The 20,532-nt window shown below is 58.4% G+C and carries 16 protein-coding genes; 13 read left to right on the forward strand and 3 right to left on the reverse strand.

The annotated features are described in order from the left end of the window. Positions 1-3: 3 nt before the first annotated feature. From nuoI to CCOS864_RS18445, 7 genes are all read left to right on the forward strand, one after another. Complete coding sequence (gene nuoI / locus CCOS864_RS18410; protein WP_009400993.1) at positions 4-552, forward strand: NADH-quinone oxidoreductase subunit NuoI; 549 nt, start codon at positions 4-6, stop codon at positions 550-552. A 9-nt stretch (positions 553-561) separates the two neighbouring features. Next, the gene (gene nuoJ, locus CCOS864_RS18415) at positions 562-1,062 is read left to right on the forward strand and encodes an NADH-quinone oxidoreductase subunit J (RefSeq protein ID WP_115087772.1); all 501 of its coding nucleotides are present in this window, start codon (positions 562-564) and stop codon (positions 1,060-1,062) included. A 4-nt stretch (positions 1,063-1,066) separates the two neighbouring features. Further along, positions 1,067-1,375, forward strand: a complete 309-nt coding sequence (gene nuoK, locus CCOS864_RS18420; protein WP_028944232.1) for an NADH-quinone oxidoreductase subunit NuoK — start codon at positions 1,067-1,069, stop codon at positions 1,373-1,375. Next, positions 1,372-3,225 carry an NADH-quinone oxidoreductase subunit L gene (gene nuoL / locus CCOS864_RS18425; RefSeq protein WP_115087773.1) on the forward strand — a complete coding sequence of 618 codons (1,854 nt, stop codon included), beginning with the start codon at positions 1,372-1,374 and terminating at the stop codon, positions 3,223-3,225. Before nuoK ends, nuoL begins: the two co-directional genes overlap by 4 nt. Before the next feature lie 39 nt (positions 3,226-3,264). Beyond that, positions 3,265-4,797, forward strand: coding sequence for an NADH-quinone oxidoreductase subunit M (nuoM, locus tag CCOS864_RS18430; RefSeq protein ID WP_115087774.1), 1,533 nt, complete (start codon positions 3,265-3,267; stop codon positions 4,795-4,797). A 7-nt stretch (positions 4,798-4,804) separates the two neighbouring features. Beyond that, positions 4,805-6,274 carry an NADH-quinone oxidoreductase subunit NuoN gene (nuoN, locus tag CCOS864_RS18435; RefSeq protein WP_115087775.1) on the forward strand — a complete coding sequence of 490 codons (1,470 nt, stop codon included), beginning with the start codon at positions 4,805-4,807 and terminating at the stop codon, positions 6,272-6,274. Positions 6,275-6,484: 210 nt separating this feature from the next. Then, entirely contained in the window at positions 6,485-8,539 is a 2,055-nt protein-coding gene (locus CCOS864_RS18445) for a TonB-dependent receptor family protein (protein WP_115087777.1), read from the forward strand. Here the strand turns inward: CCOS864_RS18445 and CCOS864_RS18450 are convergent. Beyond that, complete coding sequence (locus CCOS864_RS18450; protein ID WP_115087778.1) at positions 8,536-9,600, reverse strand: AI-2E family transporter; 1,065 nt, start codon at positions 9,598-9,600, stop codon at positions 8,536-8,538. The genes CCOS864_RS18445 and CCOS864_RS18450 overlap by 4 nt on opposite strands. Before the next feature lie 122 nt (positions 9,601-9,722). Between CCOS864_RS18450 and trhP the strand changes: the two genes are divergently transcribed. Continuing rightward, complete coding sequence (gene trhP / locus CCOS864_RS18455) at positions 9,723-11,042, forward strand: prephenate-dependent tRNA uridine(34) hydroxylase TrhP (protein ID WP_115087779.1); 1,320 nt, start codon at positions 9,723-9,725, stop codon at positions 11,040-11,042. A 1-nt stretch (position 11,043) separates the two neighbouring features. Here the strand turns inward: trhP and pvdQ are convergent, their stop codons facing one another. Continuing rightward, positions 11,044-13,335, reverse strand: a complete 2,292-nt coding sequence (pvdQ, locus tag CCOS864_RS18460; RefSeq protein WP_115087780.1) for a bifunctional acylase PvdQ — start codon at positions 13,333-13,335, stop codon at positions 11,044-11,046. 242 nt (positions 13,336-13,577) lie between these two features. Between pvdQ and CCOS864_RS18465 the strand changes: the two genes are divergently transcribed. After that, positions 13,578-13,964, forward strand: coding sequence for a fe2+ zn2+ uptake regulation protein (locus CCOS864_RS18465; RefSeq protein ID WP_115087781.1), 387 nt, complete (start codon positions 13,578-13,580; stop codon positions 13,962-13,964). Positions 13,965-14,000: 36 nt separating this feature from the next. Here CCOS864_RS18465 and CCOS864_RS18470 read toward each other — a convergent pair whose 3' ends face one another. Next, a complete protein-coding gene (locus CCOS864_RS18470; protein ID WP_115087782.1) occupies positions 14,001-14,189 on the reverse strand; it encodes a hypothetical protein in 189 nt (62 codons plus the stop codon). A 159-nt stretch (positions 14,190-14,348) separates the two neighbouring features. Between CCOS864_RS18470 and CCOS864_RS18475 the strand changes: the two genes are divergently transcribed. The 4 genes from CCOS864_RS18475 (at position 14,349) to CCOS864_RS18490 (ending at position 20,531) form a co-directional block, all read left to right on the forward strand. Further along, positions 14,349-14,810: a hypothetical protein gene (locus CCOS864_RS18475; RefSeq protein ID WP_244211939.1), complete on the forward strand. Its 462-nt coding sequence runs from the start codon at positions 14,349-14,351 to the stop codon at positions 14,808-14,810. A gap of 299 nt (positions 14,811-15,109) precedes the next feature. After that, entirely contained in the window at positions 15,110-15,478 is a 369-nt protein-coding gene (locus CCOS864_RS18480; RefSeq protein WP_115087783.1) for a Mor transcription activator family protein, read from the forward strand. A 1,103-nt stretch (positions 15,479-16,581) separates the two neighbouring features. Continuing rightward, positions 16,582-20,046 carry a hypothetical protein gene (locus tag CCOS864_RS28095; protein ID WP_148708559.1) on the forward strand — a complete coding sequence of 1,155 codons (3,465 nt, stop codon included), beginning with the start codon at positions 16,582-16,584 and terminating at the stop codon, positions 20,044-20,046. Then, positions 20,043-20,531 (forward strand): response regulator, encoded by a 489-nt coding sequence (locus CCOS864_RS18490; protein WP_115087785.1) that lies wholly within the window; start codon positions 20,043-20,045, stop codon positions 20,529-20,531. The genes CCOS864_RS28095 and CCOS864_RS18490 overlap by 4 nt, the downstream gene beginning before the upstream one ends. Position 20,532: the final 1 nt, after the last annotated feature.

Consider the following 20,532-nt stretch of genomic DNA (forward strand, 5'->3'; position numbering starts at 1 on the left):
CCCATGTTCAAATATATTGGCGACATCGTTAAGGGCACTGGCACCCAGCTGCGCAGCCTGGTGATGGTGTTCTCTCACGGTTTTCGCAAACGTGACACCCTGCAATACCCGGAAGAGCCGGTCTACCTGCCGCCACGCTACCGTGGCCGCATCGTCCTGACCCGCGACCCGGATGGCGAAGAGCGCTGTGTAGCGTGCAACCTGTGTGCCGTGGCCTGCCCGGTCGGTTGCATCTCGCTGCAGAAAGCCGAAACAGAAGACGGTCGTTGGTACCCGGAGTTCTTCCGCATCAACTTCTCCCGTTGCATTTTCTGTGGCCTCTGCGAGGAAGCCTGCCCGACCACCGCGATCCAGCTCACGCCGGATTTCGAAATGGCCGAGTTCAAACGTCAGGACCTGGTTTACGAGAAAGAAGATCTGCTGATCTCCGGCCCCGGCAAGAACCCTGACTACAACTTCTACCGTGTTGCAGGTATGGCTGTTGCCGGCAAGCCGAAAGGCGCCGCGCAGAACGAAGCCGAGCCGATCAACGTGAAGAGCTTGCTCCCTTAAGGAAGAAAGATGGAATTCGCTTTCTATTTCGCATCCGGTGTCGCTGTGGTGTCCACCCTTCGGGTGATCACCAACACCAACCCCGTGCACGCCCTGCTCTACCTGATCATTTCGCTGATCTCCGTGGCGATGACCTTCTTCGCCCTCGGCGCTCCGTTCGCCGGTGTCCTGGAAGTGATCGCCTATGCTGGCGCCATCATGGTGCTGTTCGTCTTCGTGGTGATGATGCTCAACCTCGGGCCGGCTTCGGTCGCCCAGGAACGCGGCTGGCTCAAGCCGGGCATCTGGCTCGGCCCGGTGGTGCTTGGTGCACTGCTGCTGGTCGAGCTGCTGTACGTGCTGTTCGTCAGCGAAAGCGGTGCCGGCATCGGCCACACCACCGTTGACGCCAAGGCCGTCGGCATCAGCCTGTTCGGCCCTTACCTGCTGGTGGTGGAACTGGCCTCGATGCTGCTGCTCGCCGCGGCGGTGACGGCTTTCCATCTCGGCCGCAACGAGGCGAAGGAGTAATCACATGCCAGCAATTCCTCTCGAACATGGTTTGGCCGTCGCCGGCATCCTGTTCTGCCTCGGCCTGGTAGGCCTGATGGTGCGCCGCAACATTCTTTTCGTGCTGATGAGCCTGGAAATCATGATGAACGCCTCGGCACTGGCCTTCATCGTCGCTGGCAGCCGCTGGGCACAGCCGGATGGGCAGATCATGTTCATCCTGGTGATCAGCCTGGCAGCGGCCGAGGCCAGTATCGGCCTGGCGATCCTGTTGCAGCTGTATCGCCGCTTCCACACTCTCGATATCGATGCAGCCAGTGAGATGCGCGGATGAACCTTATCTTCCTGACGTTCGTATTCCCCCTGATCGGCTTCCTGCTGCTGTCGTTCTCGCGCGGTCGCTGGTCCGAGAACCTGTCGGCGCTGGTCGGCGTCGGCTCGGTGGGCCTCTCGGCCGCCGTGGCCGCCTACGTGATCTGGCAGTTCAACATCGCCCCGCCGGAAGGCGGCGCGTACAGCCAGCTGCTGTGGCAGTGGATGTCGGTGGACGGCTTTGCGCCGAACTTCACCCTGTACGTGGATGGTCTGTCGGTCACCATGCTCGGCGTGGTCACCGGTGTCGGCTTCCTGATCCACCTGTTCGCGTCCTGGTACATGCGTGGTGAAGCCGGCTATTCGCGCTTCTTCGCCTACACCAACCTGTTCATTGCCAGCATGCTGTTCCTGGTTCTGGGCGACAACCTGCTGTTCATCTACTTCGGTTGGGAAGGCGTGGGCCTGTGCTCGTACCTGTTGATCGGTTTCTACTACAGCAACCGCAACAACGGCAACGCCGCGCTGAAAGCCTTCATCGTCACCCGTATCGGCGACGTGTTCATGGCCATCGGCCTGTTCATCCTGTTCGCCCAGCTCGGCACCCTGAACGTGCAGGAGCTGCTGGTACTGGCGCCGCAGAAGTTCCAGGCGGGTGATTTCTGGATGGTCCTGGCGACCCTGATGCTGCTCGGTGGCGCGGTCGGTAAATCGGCCCAGCTGCCGCTGCAGACCTGGCTTGCCGACGCGATGGCCGGCCCTACCCCGGTTTCGGCACTGATCCACGCGGCAACCATGGTTACCGCCGGCGTTTACCTGATTGCCCGTACCCACGGTCTGTTCGCCCTGGCACCTGACATCCTGCACCTGGTCGGTGTGGTCGGCGGCGTGACCCTGGTACTGGCCGGCTTTGCCGCCCTGGTCCAGACCGACATCAAGCGTATCCTCGCCTACTCGACCATGAGCCAGATCGGCTACATGTTCCTGGCCCTGGGCGTTGGCGCCTGGGAAGGCGCGATCTTCCACCTGATGACCCACGCCTTCTTCAAGGCCCTGCTGTTCCTTGCCTCCGGTGCGGTGATCGTTGCCTGCCACCACGAGCAGAACATCTTCAAGATGGGCGGCCTGTGGAAGAAACTGCCCCTGGCCTACGCCAGCTTCATCGTCGGTGGCGCCGCCCTGGCTGCCCTGCCGCTGCTGACCGCCGGCTTCTACTCCAAGGACGAGATCCTCTGGGAAGCCTTCGCCAGCGGCAACAACGGTCTGCTGTACGCCGGCCTGGTCGGTGCGTTCATGACCTCGCTGTACACCTTCCGCCTGATCTTCATCGCCTTCCACGGCGAAGCCAAGACCGAAGCTCACGCCGGCCACGGGATTTCCCACTGGCTGCCACTGGGCGTGCTGATCGTGCTGTCGACCTTCGTCGGTGCCTGGATTCATCCACCACTGGCAGGCGTGCTGCCGCAGAGCGTCGGCCATGCTGGCGGCGAAGCCAAGCACAGCCTGGAAATCGCCTCGGGCGCCATCGCCATCGCCGGTATCCTGCTGGCCGCGATGCTGTTCCTGGGCAAGCGTCGCCTGGTTACCGCGATCGCCAACAGCGGCATCGGTCGTGTGCTGTCGGCCTGGTGGTTCGCCGCCTGGGGCTTCGACTGGATCTACGACAAGCTGTTCGTCAAACCTTACCTGCTGATCAGCCACATCCTGCGCAAGGATCCGGTTGACCGCAGCATCGGCCTGATTCCGCGTATGGCGAAGGGCGGTCATGCCGCCATGAGCAAAACCGAAACCGGTCAGCTGCGCTGGTACACCGCTTCGATCGCCGTAGGTGCCGTGCTTGTGCTCGGTGCCGTTGTTATGGCTGCGGTCTGATATGAACCTTGCGACTTTGCGAAAGGAATTGAGCCCGTCATGATTTTGCCTTGGCTGATCCTGATCCCCTTCATCGGTGGCCTGCTGTGCTGGCTGGGTGAGCGCTTCGGCGCCACCCTGCCGCGCTGGATTGCGCTGCTGACCATGTCCCTGCTGCTTGGTATCGGCCTCTGGCTGTGGGCCAACGGGGACTACACCCTGGCCCCTGCACCGGGCGCCGCGCCTGAGTGGGCGGTCGAATTCAAAGTGCTGTGGATCGAGCGCTTCGGCATCAGCCTGCACCTGGCCCTCGACGGCCTGTCGCTGCTGATGATCCTGCTCACCGGCCTGCTCGGTGTGCTCTCGGTACTGTGCTCCTGGAAAGAGATCACCCGCCACGTCGGCTTCTTCCACCTCAACCTGATGTGGATCCTCGGTGGCGTGGTCGGTGTGTTCCTCGCCCTGGACCTGTTCCTGTTCTTCTTCTTCTGGGAAATGATGCTGGTGCCGATGTATTTCCTCATCGCGCTCTGGGGTCACAGCTCCTCGGACGGCAAGAAGACCCGGATCTACGCCGCGACCAAGTTCTTCATCTTCACCCAGGCCAGCGGCCTGATCATGTTGGTGGCGATCCTCGGCCTGGTACTGGTCAACTACAGCAACACCGGTGTGATCACCTTCGACTACACCCAGTTGCTCAAGGCCGAACTGCCGGCGGGCACCGAATACCTGCTGATGCTCGGCTTCTTCATCGCCTTCGCGGTCAAACTGCCGGTCGTACCCTTCCACTCCTGGCTGCCTGATGCTCACGCCCAGGCACCGACCGCAGGTTCCGTCGACCTCGCCGGTATCTTGCTGAAGACTGCGGCCTACGGCCTGCTGCGTTTCGCCCTGCCGCTGTTCCCGAATGCCTCGGCCGAGTTTGCCCCGATCGCCATGACCCTGGGTCTGATCGGGATTTTCTACGGTGCCTTCCTGGCGTTCGCCCAGACCGACATCAAGCGTCTGGTCGCCTTCTCCAGCGTTTCGCACATGGGCTTCGTGCTGATCGGTATCTACTCCGGCAGCCAGCAAGCACTGCAAGGTGCGGTGATCCAGATGCTGGCCCACGGCCTGTCGGCGGCGGCACTGTTTATCCTCGCCGGCCAGCTGTACGAGCGCCTGCACACCCGTGACATGCGTCAGATGGGTGGCCTGTGGCACCGTATCGCCTACCTGCCGGCAATCAGCCTGTTCTTCGCTGCGGCGTCGCTGGGCCTGCCGGGTACCGGTAACTTCGTGGGCGAATTCCTGATCCTGATCGGCAGCTTCGTCGCCTCGCCATGGGTCACCGTGATCGCCACTTCCGGCCTGGTGTTCGGTTCGGTGTACTCGCTGATCATGATTCACCGCGCCTACTTCGGCCCGGCCAAATCCGATGAAGCCCTGGCTGGCATGGATACCCGTGAACTGATCATGGTGCTGGGCCTGGCTGGCCTGCTGATCTTGCTGGGCATCTACCCGCAGCCGTTCCTGGACACTTCTGCCGCCACCATGAGCGGTGTGCAGCAGTGGTTCGGTACCGCTTTCACTCAACTCGCTTCGGCCCGGTAAGAGCGCTATGGACCTGACGATTCAACACTTTATCGCGCTTGCGCCGCTGCTGATCACCACCATCACCACTGTCGTGGTGATGCTGGCGATCGCCTGGCGCCGCAACCACTCGCAAACCTTCCTGCTGTCCATCGTGGGCCTGAACCTGGCCCTGCTGTCGATCATCCCGGCCCTGAAGGTTGCGCCACTGGCGGTCACCCCGCTGCTGACCATCGACAACTTCGCCTGCCTGTACATGGCGCTGATCCTGGTCGCCACCCTGGCCTGCGTCACCCTCGCCCACGCGTATCTGGGTGATGGCGGCAAAGGCTACCCGGGCAACCGCGAAGAGCTGTACCTGCTGATCCTCATGTCGGCACTGGGCGGCCTGGTACTGGTCAGCGCGCAGCACCTGGCAGGCCTGTTCATTGGCCTGGAGCTGCTGTCGGTACCGGTCTATGGCCTGGTGGCCTATGCCTTCTTCAACAAGCGTTCGCTGGAAGCCGGCATCAAGTACATGGTGCTCTCGGCCGCCGGTTCCGCCTTCCTGCTGTTCGGCATGGCGCTGCTGTATGCCGACGCCGGCAGCCTGAGCTTCGACGGTATCGGCAAGGCCCTGGCAACCACCAGCATGCCGAGCATGATCGCCCAGCTGGGCCTGGGCATGATGCTGGTCGGCCTGGCCTTCAAACTGTCGCTGGTGCCTTTCCACCTGTGGACCCCGGACGTCTACGAAGGTGCTCCGGCACCGGTTGCCGCCTTCCTGGCCACCGCCAGCAAGGTTGCCGTGTTCGCCGTCGTCGTACGCCTGTTCATGCTCTCCCCTGCTGCCAGCAGCGGCGTGCTGACCACCGTGCTGTCGGTGATCGCCGTGGCTTCGATCCTGATCGGTAACCTGCTGGCGCTGACCCAGAGCAACCTCAAGCGTCTGCTCGGTTACTCCTCGATTGCCCACTTCGGTTACCTGCTGATCGCCCTGGTGGCGAGCAAGGGTCTGGCCGTCGAAGCCATCGGCGTGTACCTGGTCACCTACGTGATCACCAGCCTCGGTGCCTTCGGCGTGATCACCCTGATGTCGTCGCCGTACAACGGCCGTGACGCCGACGCCCTGTACGAGTACCGCGGCCTGTTCTGGCGCCGTCCGTACCTGACCGCGGTGCTGACCGTGATGATGCTGTCGCTGGCGGGTATCCCGCTGACCGCAGGCTTCATCGGCAAGTTCTACATCATCGCTACCGGCGTCGAGTCGCAGCTGTGGTGGCTGGTCGGTGCCCTGGTGATCGGTAGTGCCATCGGCGTGTTCTACTACCTGCGCGTGATGGTCACCCTGTACCTGATCGAGCCGAACCTGCGTCGCCACGACGCCCCGCTGAACTGGGAACAGCGTACTGGCGGCGTCATGCTGCTGGCCATCGCCATCCTCGCTTTCGTGCTGGGTGTGTACCCGCAACCGTTGCTGGACATGGTTCAGCATGCCGGGCTGCAACTGATCGGTTGATCGATCTGGCTATGACAAACACCCCGCTTCGGCGGGGTGTTTTGTTTTGGGCTGCTCTGCAACCATCGCTGGCAAGCCAGCTCCCACAGGATTTGGTGATGATCCTGTGGGAGCTGGCTTGCCAGCGATGAGGCCGGTACAGATCGGCGACTGTGCTTCGTCTGATAGTTGCGACGTCAGATACCCGCTCACAGTCCCGGAACCCCCTCGATGCGCCCCACCCTACCCCGCTCCTCCCTCGCCTTGCTGATCTCCTGTGCCGCGTCGGTCCAGGCCGGCGAAGGCATCGAACTCGGTCAGGTACTGATCCAGGAACAGGAACACAGCGAACTGCAGGACGCTCGCGATCGCCTGCAGCAGGTGCCCGGCGCCAGCAACCTGATCGACATGCGGCGAGTGGAGCAAGGCCGGGTCGCCAGCAACCAGGATGTGCTCGCCTACCAACCCGGGGTGTTCGCCCAGTCGGCCGGCAACGATGGCATCAAGCTGTCGATCCGCGGTTCGGGCATCAACCGCGCACCCGGCGCCCATGGCTCGGGCGTGTACACGATGTTCGACGGTTTGCCGTTGACCGGCCCGGGTGGCACCCCTTATGAGCTGTTCGAGCCGCTGTGGCTGAGCCGCGCCGAAGTGCTGCGCGGCGCCAACGGTTTCGACAAGGGGTCACTGGCCCTGGGCGGCGCCATCGACTACATCACCCACACCGGCCGCGACGCCGCACCGCTGCAACTGCGCTACGAGATCGGCAGCCGCGGCTACGCCAAGCGCCAGATCAGTTCCGGCCAGGTACTGGGTGACCTGGACTACTACGTAGCGCTGACCGATTCCGAATACGACGGTTACCAGGATCACAGCAGCGGCAGCAGCAAGGGCATCGCCGCCAACGTCGGCTACCGTTTCAACCCGAACCTGAAAACCCGCTTTTACCTGCGCTACCGCGAAACCGAGAACGATCTGGCCGGACGCTTGACCCAGGAGCAGATCAAGCACGACCCGCGCGCGGCCAACCCGGCCTACCTGAGCCGCGATGACAGCCGTCCGCAGCCGGGCAGTACCTGGCTGGGCAACAAGACCACCTTCTATCTCGATGACGATTCGCAACTGGAAGCAGGCCTGGTCTATCACGACTATCCGATGGATCTGCGTGAAGGCCCGATGCGCCTGAAGGTCGCCTACACCGACGTCAGCGGCACCCTGAATTATCAGCGCCGCCACACCCTGTTCGGTCACGAGAGCAAAACCACCGTCGGCTGGCGCACCACCAAGCACCTGCCCAACAGCGGTGCTTCGCAGTACTCGCGGGTGAATGGGGTATTCGGTGCGAAAACGCGAGATTTCACCTACCAGGGTTCGGACACCGTCCTGCATGTTGGCAACGAACTGGAACTGATCCCCGACCTGTGGCTGACCAGCGGCCTGGCGGCGATCTACACCCGTCGCGAAAGCGCGGTGACCTATCCGGACAACGGCGGCAAGGTCAGCCAAAGTGACTGGGACTACGCCCCGCGTCTGGGCCTGCGCTATGACATCAGCCCGCAGTTGCAGGTCTATGGCAACCTGAGCCGCTCGGTGGAGCCGCCGCACCCGTGGGCGCTGATCTGGAGCTCGACCAGCGCCACGCAACCTATCGAAATGCACAACCAGACCGCCACCACCCTGGAACTGGGAGCCCGTGGCGAGTCGGCCATCGGTCGCTGGGACCTGGCCTGGTATTACTCGGACGTACGCCATGAGCTGCTGGCCGTGGAGATCGTGCAAGGTCAGCCCGCCAAGGAGTTCAACGCCAGCCCAACCGTGCACCAGGGCATCGAGGCCGGGCTCGACAGCCTGCTCTGGGAACGCGGCGGCGTCGGCAAGCTGTCCCTGCGCCAGGCCTACACCTTCAGCGACTTCCACTACCGCGACGACGATACCTTTGGCGACAACCGCCTGCCGGGCATCCCCATGCACTACTACCAGGCCGAGTTGCGCTTCGACCTGCCCAGCGGCTTGTATGCGGGGATCAACACGCAGATGGCGTCCAAGGTCCAGGTCGACTACGCCAACAGCTACCCGGCCGGCGCCTATGCCATTCTCGGCGCCACCCTGGGCTACAACTCGCCGAAACAAGACTGGCAAACCTGGCTCGACCTGCGCAACCTGACCAACAAACGCTACGCCGCCACCGTTACCCCGGGCTACGACGACAAGGGGGCGGACGCCGCCCGCTCGACCCCGGGCGAAGGCTTCGGCGTCTACGCCGGGGTGTCGTACAGCTTCCGCTAACTGGGCAATTGCACCTGCGGCTTGGTCGAGACGAAGATCGCCCAGCTGGACATGAACAGCGCGGCGATCAGCGGGCCGATGACGAAGCCATTGAGCCCGAACACGGCAAGGCCACCGAGGGTGGAGACGAGAATAAGGTAGTCGGGCATCTTGGTGTCCTTGCCCACCAGGATCGGACGCAGCACGTTGTCCACCAGGCCGATCACGAACACACCGTAGGCCGCCAGCACCGCGCCTTGCCAGAAGGCTCCGGTAGCGACGAAGTACACCGCCACCGGCGCCCAGACGATCCCCGCGCCCACCGCGGGCAGCAGCGACAGGAAAGCCATCAGCACCCCCCAGACCAGGGCGCTGGGAATGTCCAGAATCCAGAAGATGATCCCGCCGAGGGCGCCCTGGGTCACCGCCACCAACAGGTTGCCTTTGACCGTGGCGCGCACCACGCGGTTGAACTTCAGTTGCAGGCGACGCTTCTGCTGCTCGGCCAGCGGCACCGCCGTGCGGATCTTGCGCACCAGCTCGGCGCCGTCACGCAAGAAGAAATACAGCAGGTAGAGCATGACGGCGAAGCTCACCAGAAAATCGAAGGTGCCCTGGCCGAAGCTGAAGGCCTGGGTCGCGAAGAACTGACTGCCCTGCACCGCACCCTTGGTGATCTTGTCGCGCAGGCCGGCCAGGTCGCCCATGCCCATGCGCTCGAGGAAATTCTGGACGAAGGCCGGGAGGATGTTCTTGAAGCGTTCGATGTAGCCGGCCAGGTCCAGCTCGCCGCTCTCGATGCTTTTGTACAGCGCAGCCCCCTCCTGCACCAGCAGGGTACTGATAATGATTACCGGCAAGATCGCGATCACCAGGCAGATAAACAGGGTCAGCCCGGCGGCCAGGTTGCGCCGCCAGCCCAGGCGTGCCAGCAGCCGGCGTTGCAGCGGAGCGAAGACGATACCGAGGATCACTGCCCAGAACACCGCGCCATAGAACGGCAGGAGAATCCAGATAAAGGCAATGGTCACCAGCACCAGCAGTGCCAGCAACGCCTTGTGTTGCATGACGGTTTCGTTCATGTGCGCTCCTTGTACGTTCTATTCGTTAGTGCCCCAGCCAGTGGTAAAAGTGCCGTTGATGCAGATCAATAAAAGCCTGCCGCAGCCGGCGTAGCATTCGCGCCTTTTGCCGCAGCCCGATCATGACCCTTCTCGCCAAACCCGAACTGCTCGCCCCCGCCGGCTCGCTGAAGAACATGCGCTATGCCTTCGCCTACGGCGCTGACGCCGTTTACGCCGGGCAGCCGCGCTACAGCCTGCGCGTGCGCAACAATGAATTCGATCACGCCAACCTCGCGCTAGGTATCAAAGAGGCCCAGTCCCAGGGCAAGCGCTTCTATGTGGTGGTCAACATTGCCCCGCATAACGCCAAGCTCAAGACCTTCCTCAGGGACCTGACGCCGGTGATCGACATGGCCCCGGATGCACTGATCATGTCCGACCCCGGCCTGATCATGCTGGTGCGCCAGCACTTCCCGCAGATGCCGATCCACCTCTCGGTGCAGGCCAACACGGTGAACTGGGCCAGCGTCGAGTTCTGGCGCAGCCAGGGCCTGACCCGGGTGATCCTGTCGCGTGAACTGTCGCTGGAAGAGATCGAGGAGATTCGCCAACAGGTGCCGCAGATGGAGCTTGAGGTCTTCGTCCACGGCGCCCTGTGCATGGCCTACTCCGGCCGTTGCCTGCTGTCGGGCTACCTCAACCGCCGCGATGCCAACCAGGGCAGTTGCACCAACGCCTGCCGCTGGCAGTACAAGGCCACCCCGGCGAGCGAGAATGTCACCGGTGAAATCGTTCGCGAGGTAGAGCCGACCCTGGGTCTCGGCGCACCGACCGAGCAAGTGTTCGTGCTGCAGGAAAGCAACCGCCCCGACGAAGACATGCCGGCCTTCGAAGACGAGCACGGCACCTACATCATGAACGCCAAGGACCTGCGCGCGGTGCAGCATGTCGAGCGGCTGACGCGCATGGGCGTGCATTCGCTGAAGATCGAGGGCCGGACCAAGTCGCACTTCTACTGCGCGCGCACCGCCCAGGTGTACCGCCAGGCCATCGACGATGCCGTGGCCGGGCGCGAGTTCGACCGCAACCTGATGCTCAACCTCGAATCACTGGCCCAGCGCGGATATACCGAGGGCTTCTTGCGCCGGCATATGCATGATGAATATCAGAACTACCAGCGTGGCAACTCGGTGTCCGAGCGCCAGCAGTTCGTCGGCGAACTGAGCGGCGAGCGGATCAACGGCCTGGCCGAAGTGCGGGTGAAGAATCGCTTTGCGGTGGGTGATCATCTGGAATTGATGACGCCGAAGGGCAATTACCACTTCGACCTGCACCAGTTGCGTGATCGCCAGGGTGGCACGATCGAAGTGGCGCCGGGGGATGGGCATACGGTGTATCTGCCGATCCCCGAGCAGGTCGATCTGGCCTTCGGCTTGCTGCTCAGGGATCTGGTTCATTGAATCAAGGCGCGGACTTCGCCAGCGTCGCGCCCTCAACCTCACGAATCACCTGCAGACGATACTGCGGGTCGGCCTTGATCTGCACCTCGGTGAATGGAATCACCTGCCACTGCTTGGCCGAGAACGCCCGGGTCTGGTCACCGGCATGGGCCGAACCTGCCTCACTGGACTCCGAGAACGCCAGCATGCCCAGGGCATGCGGCCCCCGCTCATCGAAGGTTACCAGTTGCAGGTAGCTGGTGCCGCTGACCACCAGGCGCTTGTCGGCGGCAACCGGTACGCTCTGGATCGCGTTGTACACGCCCAGGCTCGCCGGCCCGCCGTGAATCGGCGTGCCATCGGCAGCCTGCTGGATCTGCCCCCAGCGCGCGTCATTGCTGAGCCCGGCCTTGGTCACTTGCGCGACTGAAGCCAAGGCTGCCTCACGCAAGGCGTTGGCCACGTCGGCCTGATCGACGGCCAGCCCCCGCGGTGTGTGCTGCGGATCGGCGGCGTCGAAGCCGACCCGCCAGAAGTCCTTGCGCCCCTGCAGGGCCTGCATGATGTTCTGGAAGTGCACCAGGCCAAGGCCACTGTCGAGGTTGGCGCGTTGGTCCCAGGCCTTGAGGCTGGCGCATAGCGCGCCGAGCTGGGCATCGGCGGTTTGCCCGGCGCACCACTTGAGCAGGTCAGGCATGACCAGCTCGGCGACATACACCTGGTTGTCCATGACCATCTGCTGCAGGTCCGCCTGGCTGATCTTGCCCTTCTCGCTCAAGCTCGCCAGGCGCTGCAAGGCAAAGCGGCTGCGCGGGCCCAGGGGTTGACCCTCACGGCTGATCAACGGCGAGTAGCCCTGCAACGGTTTGGCCGGGTTGACCATCCAGGCCGAGTCGTTGGAGTGCTGGACGAAGTCGCTACGGCTCAGGCTCGGTTGCAGTTGCGCGGGGAAGATGCCGGCCTGCGCGGTGCGCGGGTCGACCTTCCAGTTGCAGGCACTGCGCGAGCCGTCGAGCACGATCATTTCCTGGCCGGCGGCCGGATCGCTGCACTGGGCGAGCAAGGCGGCATCGACGTAGGGCACCACCGACTGGTTCAGGTACAGCGCCTGGCCCTTGGCATCCACCGCCAGGGTGTTGACCCAGGGGATACCCTGCAGGCGCTGCACCGAAGCTTGCAGGCTTTTCAGGCTATCGGCGCGGTTCATGGCATCCCACTGCTCAAGTACCCGCGTGTTGTCGAGGTTGGCGTCACGCAGGCTGAAGGCGTACTGCTTGTTCCAGTCCAGGCGCCCCGGCCACTGCACGATCGGGCCGAATACCGAACTGTAGACGTCACGGGTCACGGGCTTGAACTGGCCATCCTCGGCCTTCACCGTCACGCTCAGACGTTGATGGGTCATGGCGAGCGACTTGCCGTCGAGCAGGTAGCGGGTCGGGTCCTTGGGGTCCAGCTCCAGCCGATACAGGGTGAAATGCTTGGAAGTGTCTACGGTATGGGTCCAGGCCAGATGGCGGTTAAAGCCGATGTTGATCAGCGGCAGCCCCGGCAAGGCAGCGCCCATGACATCCAGTTTGCCCGGCAAGGTCAGTTGCATCTGATAGAAACGCATGCCGCCTGCCCAGGGAAAATGCGGGTTGGCCAGGAGCATGCCACGACCATTGAATGAACGCTCGGCACCGATCGCCACGGCGTTGCTACCGCGCTCGACGGCAAATTGCTCCTGACGCGCCTGGGCGACGCTGAGGTCGGGGCGCAACTGGGCGACGATGTTGGGTGGCGTTGCTCCGGCCAATGCTTCGGCGAACTGGCCGACACCGCCTTCGACCAGCAAGCGGCGGGTCAGCTTGACCAGATCGAGGGTGGTGACAGGCCGCAGCCACTCTGCCTGCAGGCATTGCGCGCCCTGGCCCTGGGCCTTGAATTCGGCCAATGCGCGGTTGTAACCCTTGGCATAGCCCTCAAGGCGCGCGCGCATGGCCGGCGGTTGTGCCTGCCAGAAGCCGAACACCGCCGTCGGCGTGTTCAGCCAATTGAAGAACAGGTCGCTGGGCAGGTTTTCGCGCTGCTCGAAAGTGCGCTGCTTGGGACCGAAGTAACGCGAACGCTCGCCGTTGACGGTGACCACTTCGTTAGCCAGCAGGCACAGGTTGTCTTGCGCATAGGCATAGCCAATACCGTACCCCAGGCCCTGCTCGTCCTGGGCCAGGATATGCGGCACGCCGAAACTGGTACGGCGGATTTCGGCAGACGCATCGCCCGCTGCCACCCGCGCCTGGACGGGAAGGCTGAGACCGGCGAGCAGCCCGGCCATACAAAGGGTTGCAAAAGGACGAGGCTTGATCACGCGCACTCCAGCTCAATCAGGGAAAAGTCGTTCTGATTGAACGAAATACGCCGGGGAAATTTACGGTTTCAGCCAGCTCAATACGTCTTTAGAAGGTGAATCTGCAGATTTTTTTCGTCAGGTACTGCAGTTTTGCCGCGCTCATTCGTCTTATAGGTGTAGGCAAACACTTTTGCTTATCTGGACAGGCCAAGAAATGGAGCATTCACATGTACAACCAGCAACAGTCAGCGGTGATAGCTGGCCCTGGACGCACGAAGAGCCAACCTGTGACTGAAAGAACTGAAGCCGGCGAAAACGAGCGTCCCGGCAATGAACACATCCGCGAGCTGCTCCGGGCCTTTGGCCTGCGCACCAGCCTGATTCGCCTGAAGGTCATCGATGCCTTGCACATGGCCGATCGCAATGGTCGCAGTATCGGTGTACGCGGGATACACAGCCAGCTCGAGCAACTGGATATCCCGCTGTCGTTCCTCAGCGTTCGCGAAGTGCTCAAGCGCTTGTGCGCCGAAGGCGTGATCAGCCTGGGCAGCGATAAATGCTACAGCCTCAACCCCCAGGCCCGTGAAGTGCTGGAGCAGGCCATCTCTCGTTGAGCGCCCGGCCGGCCAAAGCCGGCCACGCTTACGGCCTCAGGTCTTGACCTTGCGCCGCATGATGCCATTGACCACCACCACAACCACCGCCACACCGATGGCGATGTACTGGAACACTTGCTCGCTGATCGTCCCCTGCTTTTGCAGGTAGGACAGGCCGAGCATGATCCCCAGCACCAGCAGGGAGATCAGGATGGAGTATTTCAGGCGTTGACCTTGAGTCATTGGGTATTTCCTTGCGACATCGGCGAAAAGGCCCGACGCGGGCCGAGCGCATGATACAACGTCCCCCGCCGGACAGCGGACAATTTCCCGCTTCTGCCGACAGCACTGCATTGCCAACATGGCTTCCCGGGCTGACGCCCAGACGAATGGAAGTCGACCATGCTCATGCGCACCCTGCTGGCCAGCCTGCTACTGCTTGGCACCTTCAAGGCTCATGCCTTGCCGACCGAATCCCAACCTCGAAACGTTTTGCTGGAACTCGGCTCACAGCTGGCGGGCAGCGCCGGTAGCAGCCAATGGCAACAGCTCTGGCAACGCACCCGACAGGCCGGGCACCTGGACTCTGGCGCACGAGGCGTGCACTTCGATGTGCCCCAGGCACAAATCCCGGCACTGGTTGCCGCTACCCTGGCCACAGCGGATGAGGCCCTCGCGCTGAAGCAGACGCAGGTGCTGTATCGCCGTGACTTTCACCCCAGGGTCATCGGCAAGGTTGCCGCACAGGAGGTGACCGCTGTGTGCGTGTGGGTCGACTGGCGCAGCTTCCCTGAACATGGAGTCAGCCGGCCGGCCAGCTATCTGGGCCAGGTCAGCCTGCTGCTGGCTCGCCCTTGCGAGTGAGCATGGGTTGGCCAACCAGACAAAGGTGAAATTACCTTACCAACGGGTAGTCAAGGCTCAGCGCTTGAGGCTGTATTCCATTCCCACATCGAAGCAATGCCAGTCCTACAGAAAGCGTGCAAATCGGCCACCCCTTCTGCCCCACTTGCTGCCTAGCCTCCGTTCTGCCCGGTAGCCGAGAATCCAGCTCAAGCCACGACAGGCAGACGCGCTTTGCCGCGCTGATGCTACTTGCAATGGCTTCAGCCGCATGGCACAGATCATCAAGGTGCCGAACTATCGCCCACAAGGAAGTCACCATGGAACTGAGCGACCTGGACCGAATCGACGTCGAGCAACTGCCCCACTCGCTGCAGATGCTGATCGAATGCCTTGGCATTGAACATGCCTACAACCTGACGAACACCTATGGCGGACGCCCCAAGTACATTCCCAAACACCGCGAACGCACGGCCCTGGCGGAAATTCTGCCAGCGCCCGCGCTGGATGCGCTGATCAAGCGATTTGCCGGCATGGCACTGGAAATCCCCAAGGTTGACCATTTCCTGCGCCAACTGCGCAACCAGCAGATTCAACAGGAAAGCGCCGATGGCCTGTCGCGCAGCATGCTGGCCAACAAGTACGGATTGAGCCTGCGTCAGATCGGCAATATTCGCCGCCAGGCCTAGGTTCTCAAATTGGTTTTAAATTTTTTCAACCAGATTTGAAATGGAAGTGCTTGCGAATGGGTGAATCGCCCAGCCTTGCCGGACAAAGGCTGGCTTGGTTGACGCTCACCATAAAGCAAACAATTCTTTGCCTTATCCAGGGAAATCGGTGCTAAGACAAAGAATTATTTGTTTATATGGTGTAGTCAGCGTGGTAGCGGACTGCAAATTCGACCTGACGTCCGCTGCAGTGGGAGAACCCCACCATTACTGAAGGTGCTATATCAGAAAATCGCTTTGCCTCGCAGCACCAGCCAACATCTGCTTGCCCTTGCTGTCTTATCATGACCATCAAGGCGAGTCGCGCCCCTCAGATATGTGTGCGCCGGGATCAGTATGCTACCGCTGTAACGCCCTTCTTTTAACTTTAACTTACTAAGGTATCGACGACCAACCGGGCCGCTCTACATAGAAATTCATTCGACATTTAAATCGAGCGGCAGCCCGTCGGTGAGACCACCGGAAGGTTCGAACGGAACTGAATCGCCCCTGGTGTCTACGAAACCAGGGGCGATTCACTATGACCTACCACGGCAGGCTCATAGCGAGCGCACGGATAGAGGCTGCCGCGACACTGACGATCACCGCGATGTCGAGCGCCCCTCGAAGCGTGTTGCTGTGGGGTTTGATCACGATATAGGGATAATGTGCTCGGCCGTTGGTTGGATATCCGCAGCGGTATCCCGAGACCTGGAGAAGCGCCCTTGCTGTCGAGCCCGCATGCCATCACCTATCTCAATCTCATGAAAGCGCATTGTGGGAGCATACTCGCATGGTTTTTCGCTTGACCCCAGCAGGCCTCGTCATCGCTCACGTCGCTAGGGTTGCCCCCTCACTGGAGTGATGGGAGTCTGCCGTCGCTCGCCAAAATTGTATTTGAGACTACTAACGTGTGTATTGATTGAGCAAGGGCATTGGGCCATCATGCACTATCGATTGTCGAAACGGAAAACACACCTCAGTCGTCTAATAGTTTACCTAGCAAGATAGAAAATATCATTTAGTAATTCAAGGCAGACGAAATCGGATAAAAATAAAATCTGATTTAAATACAGGGATTGAAAATGCTAAGTACTGGTGACCATAAAGAGATTTTTGTAGACTGCCAACACAAATTCCGAGGATTGGTTTCGGCCTTCAAGGCAAAAAAATTTGAGAAAAACCGTAGACACGATCACTCCTTCGTTTTTCGACGCGGCTACCGAGACCTAATGCTCGAGGCTAGAGCTGCATTACACACATCGACTTTCTCAAAATACCTACAGTGGTGTGGCTTTCATATAGCGAACCAACTCCCCGAACTTAAAAGGTATCCAACAGGGTACGATGAGCTACAGGGAGTATCTTGGAAAGATTCTAAAGTATCGCTTGAGCGAGAAATCCTTTGGATTGCAGCTAGAATCAATCAAGACCACGCTACGGTAAGTCATTTCAGATTATACGCAGAAGAAATTGAAAAACTTGTTCTTTCGGGCGACCACACAAAAGCGATAACCTTACTGAAAGAGCTAGAGTCTATACACGGCGCGAGCTTCTGGTCAGTACAGCTTCGAATTGCACTAGAAGGTGTCGTGGGAGGCTTGGAAGGCCAAAAAAAATACACATCAGAAGTCCGATCTATCTATAAGGCAGGACTACTAAATTTCATTGCTTACAACACTAGCGTACGAAACGAAGACAGGGTAAGCATACAAAAATACACGGAAGACATTCAGAGACGCATAACTGATCACAGCAGATACGAAGACTCTGTAAAATCCTACATGAGGCATCGACTGCTAAATATTTGGCCGAACAAGATCGAAGAAATTGCGGATGTACTTCGCGTCGAACAAAGCCATTCGCTCATAGACATATATGAGACATTTGTAAGCCTAGTTCAACATTCAACAACCTCCGAGAGTAACAAAGAACTAAAAACCACTGTAATGGCGGCATTAAATCAAACACTGACAGTAAACGATTTTAGATTATCAAAAGCCTGCTTATCGTTTGGCCTACCAGTTAATTCAAGTTTTCCTCTCAGGCAGACAAAAACCGCTGATGCGCTCGCTCTCGGCAATTCATACTCAGCCATAAAGTCTGCGTTACTGCCAAAAGACCTCCTCCGACGAAAAGCAGACGCCTGGGAATATATTTACTCTGGAGTTGCATTAAGCTTCGGCTCTAAAACCATTAAAGGCGGAAACCTTTCCGATGTAAGCCGCCTGATAGCTAGCGTATTAAGACAAGACCATAGCTCATCGGCAGCTTATTCACGCCTACTAAAAGTCACCACAAACTTTAGCGGATTACCATTTGCAAATGCGATTCGCAATTTTGTCGGATTACTGTATCGTTCGTTTCCAGCTCAAGAATGGCGACCAGAAACTATCTCTTTGAACTGCCCTTCTATCGGCGTTGAGGACAAAGTTAATTTTGATCTTAACCTAGACCAATCACCTTCTAATCTTCTTTGGGGACTTCTACAAAATCCAAATCGAGATTTCGGAAACCTTGACAGCGTAGCAGTAAAACTATTTCGATGCTGCGGACTGTTGAAGAGCGATGACCTAGAACTAGTATTGCATGATATCGAGTCACTAAGAGAATCCAAGCCGCGCTTACTTCCGGCTCTGGTGATTCCACTTTACCTGCATGCTCTTCACGAAAGTGGCCATCGTCAAACCATAATAGAACTTATAGCTGATGAGTGTTCAAGAGAAAAATGTAGAATTGATCTACTCCCTATAGCAAGCACGATCGAGAGTTACACTACCGAGGAATACAATAGGTGCGGCGCACTATTAGCCCCACCGATAGCGTTACACATACTGTGGGAAATCACCGAAAAAAACACAACCGCCTCTCACCTTAGATTCAAACTTGGTCAAGTTATTCGTAGAAAAGATGTCCAAGAACCTGCCAAGCTGATAAACATCATGGAGAAAACTCCATTACCCGCCCATCAACTTGTATATTTTTTAAGACACGTATGCACCTGCAATTGGGTTGACCAAGTTCGAGTCGTGAAAACCACATCGGAAATATTGCATCAACGTCAAAATACTTGCTCAGTACTGCGAGACCTTGATCCAGAGCGAGAGTACGAGTACACAGATGAGATAATGGAAATATCAAATCGACAACTGATGAGTGACGGCCAGTGGATTGTGGACCGCACAAGAGTTCAAGTTGATATCGGCGCACTGACGCGATGGGCCACCCGGGAACTTTCCGAAGAGTTTTATAGATATAGAGATTTAGCCAAAGTAGTAACCCCGGCAGAGTACGATGAACTCATGAGAGATATCTTGATTGAAAATCAGATATCACCACAGTTCTCTGAGTTCGACGAAGCGGATACTGTTTTGTATTCTCTTCTCGCCAGAGTTGGCCACGAATTCCTAAACAACTCACTATTCGGTCTTGACTACTATTTAAGCAAACGCATCAGGCATCAGTCTTTTGTAGGCCTTATCCGCGGCCCTCTTGAGCTACAAAACTTAATCACAAATAAAGAAAAAAGCGGGGCCGACTACAATATAAACGAAGAGCTTCTGGAAAGATTCTCAGACTGTTCTAAAGATATCTTGTCAAAACTCAGCAATACCATAGAGCGCTTCTCAGACTCCTTCGATACAGCAATCATTGAGACGAAAAATAAGGTAATCCAAATCAGATCGAAGGAAAACCCGCACGGACTAATCTCATTTGAACTGGGCCCTCAAATCGTCCCAATTGCCAGAGTAGTATTGAACGACGCGGACACGGAAACCTTTGTAAAGGGCGCCGTTGGAATCATGTGGGCGCTACTAGATCGCTCACTAGGAGAAGTTAGAGAATATATCTCTGGCGAACTGAAGTCGAGAATAACTATTATCTTCGACGAATTCCGAGCATCTTTAAAGAGTCTCGTTGAAGGGCGATCTGAATACCCTGAAGTCGACAGGACAATTGGCGAATGCTCCGTAGCTGTTCAGCTTGCGCTAGATGATGCGAGTAGTTGGTTCTGCAGAACTAGTGACAAAGACGCACTCAAGCGAACATTTGACACCGATCAGGCAGTAAAAATCTCGATTGAAGCTGCAAAAAAATGCCTTCGCGGGTTCGAGCCAAACATTAGTGTAATTACAAGCACCTCTGATGTCGTCGTATTGCCTAGTACACTGGTTTTCATACATGACGTAATATTTGTATCCCTGGACAACGCAAGAGTTCATTCAGGCTTAAAAAACCCAAAGATTCATATATCAGTTGACCCAGACCTCGGCAATGAGAGCTTTGTAATAAAAACACGTTGCTCCGCAAAATCTAGCACACGAATTGAATCAGAAAAAAAACTAGCCGAGATTAGAGAGAACATAGAGCGCGGCGAGTTCCACTCTAAAACCAAAACCGAAGGGGGCAGCGGGCTTTATAAAATCGCAGCTGTGGTAAAGCAATCAACTAAAGGCCATTTAACATTCGGCTTCAATGATGATGAATTCGAAATAACTGTAGCCTACCATTTTATGGGCGAAACGCTTCCCATCGAGGAGGTATTATGAGTGAGCGGCCAATCGCTATTTTAATTGTTGAAGACGAAGTACCAAAGAGCACACAGATCGAACTGTTTCTGCGGGCTCTTTGTGTACCCATGCACATCAACACGGTTCGCTCGGTCAACTCCGCATTAGACATACTAGACGAGAACGTCCCAGACCTTATACTTCTTGACATGTCATTACCAACGATTGATGTAGATATTCCCAATAAAGAAAGTGGCGGTAGGGCTCAAGGGTTCGGAGGTATAGAGGTCCTAAGATATATGGGATTTGCAGGCCTAGCTTGCCCAACGATAGTAGTCACGGGCTACGAGGTTTTTCCTAGAGAAAGTGGTGATATAGGTTTTTCAGAGCTTCGGGAGGAGCTTAAAGAGGATTTTCCCGGGATCATACAAGGAGTTCTTCACTACAACTCCACCTATGAGACTTGGAAAACTGAACTAAGAGCCGCTTTTGAAGCCTTCCGAACTAGTAAAGGGCATGAGTAAC

The sequence above is a fragment of the Pseudomonas wadenswilerensis genome (assembly GCF_900497695.1).
In the GTDB taxonomy this organism is placed as follows: Bacteria; Pseudomonadota; Gammaproteobacteria; order Pseudomonadales; family Pseudomonadaceae; genus Aquipseudomonas; species Aquipseudomonas wadenswilerensis.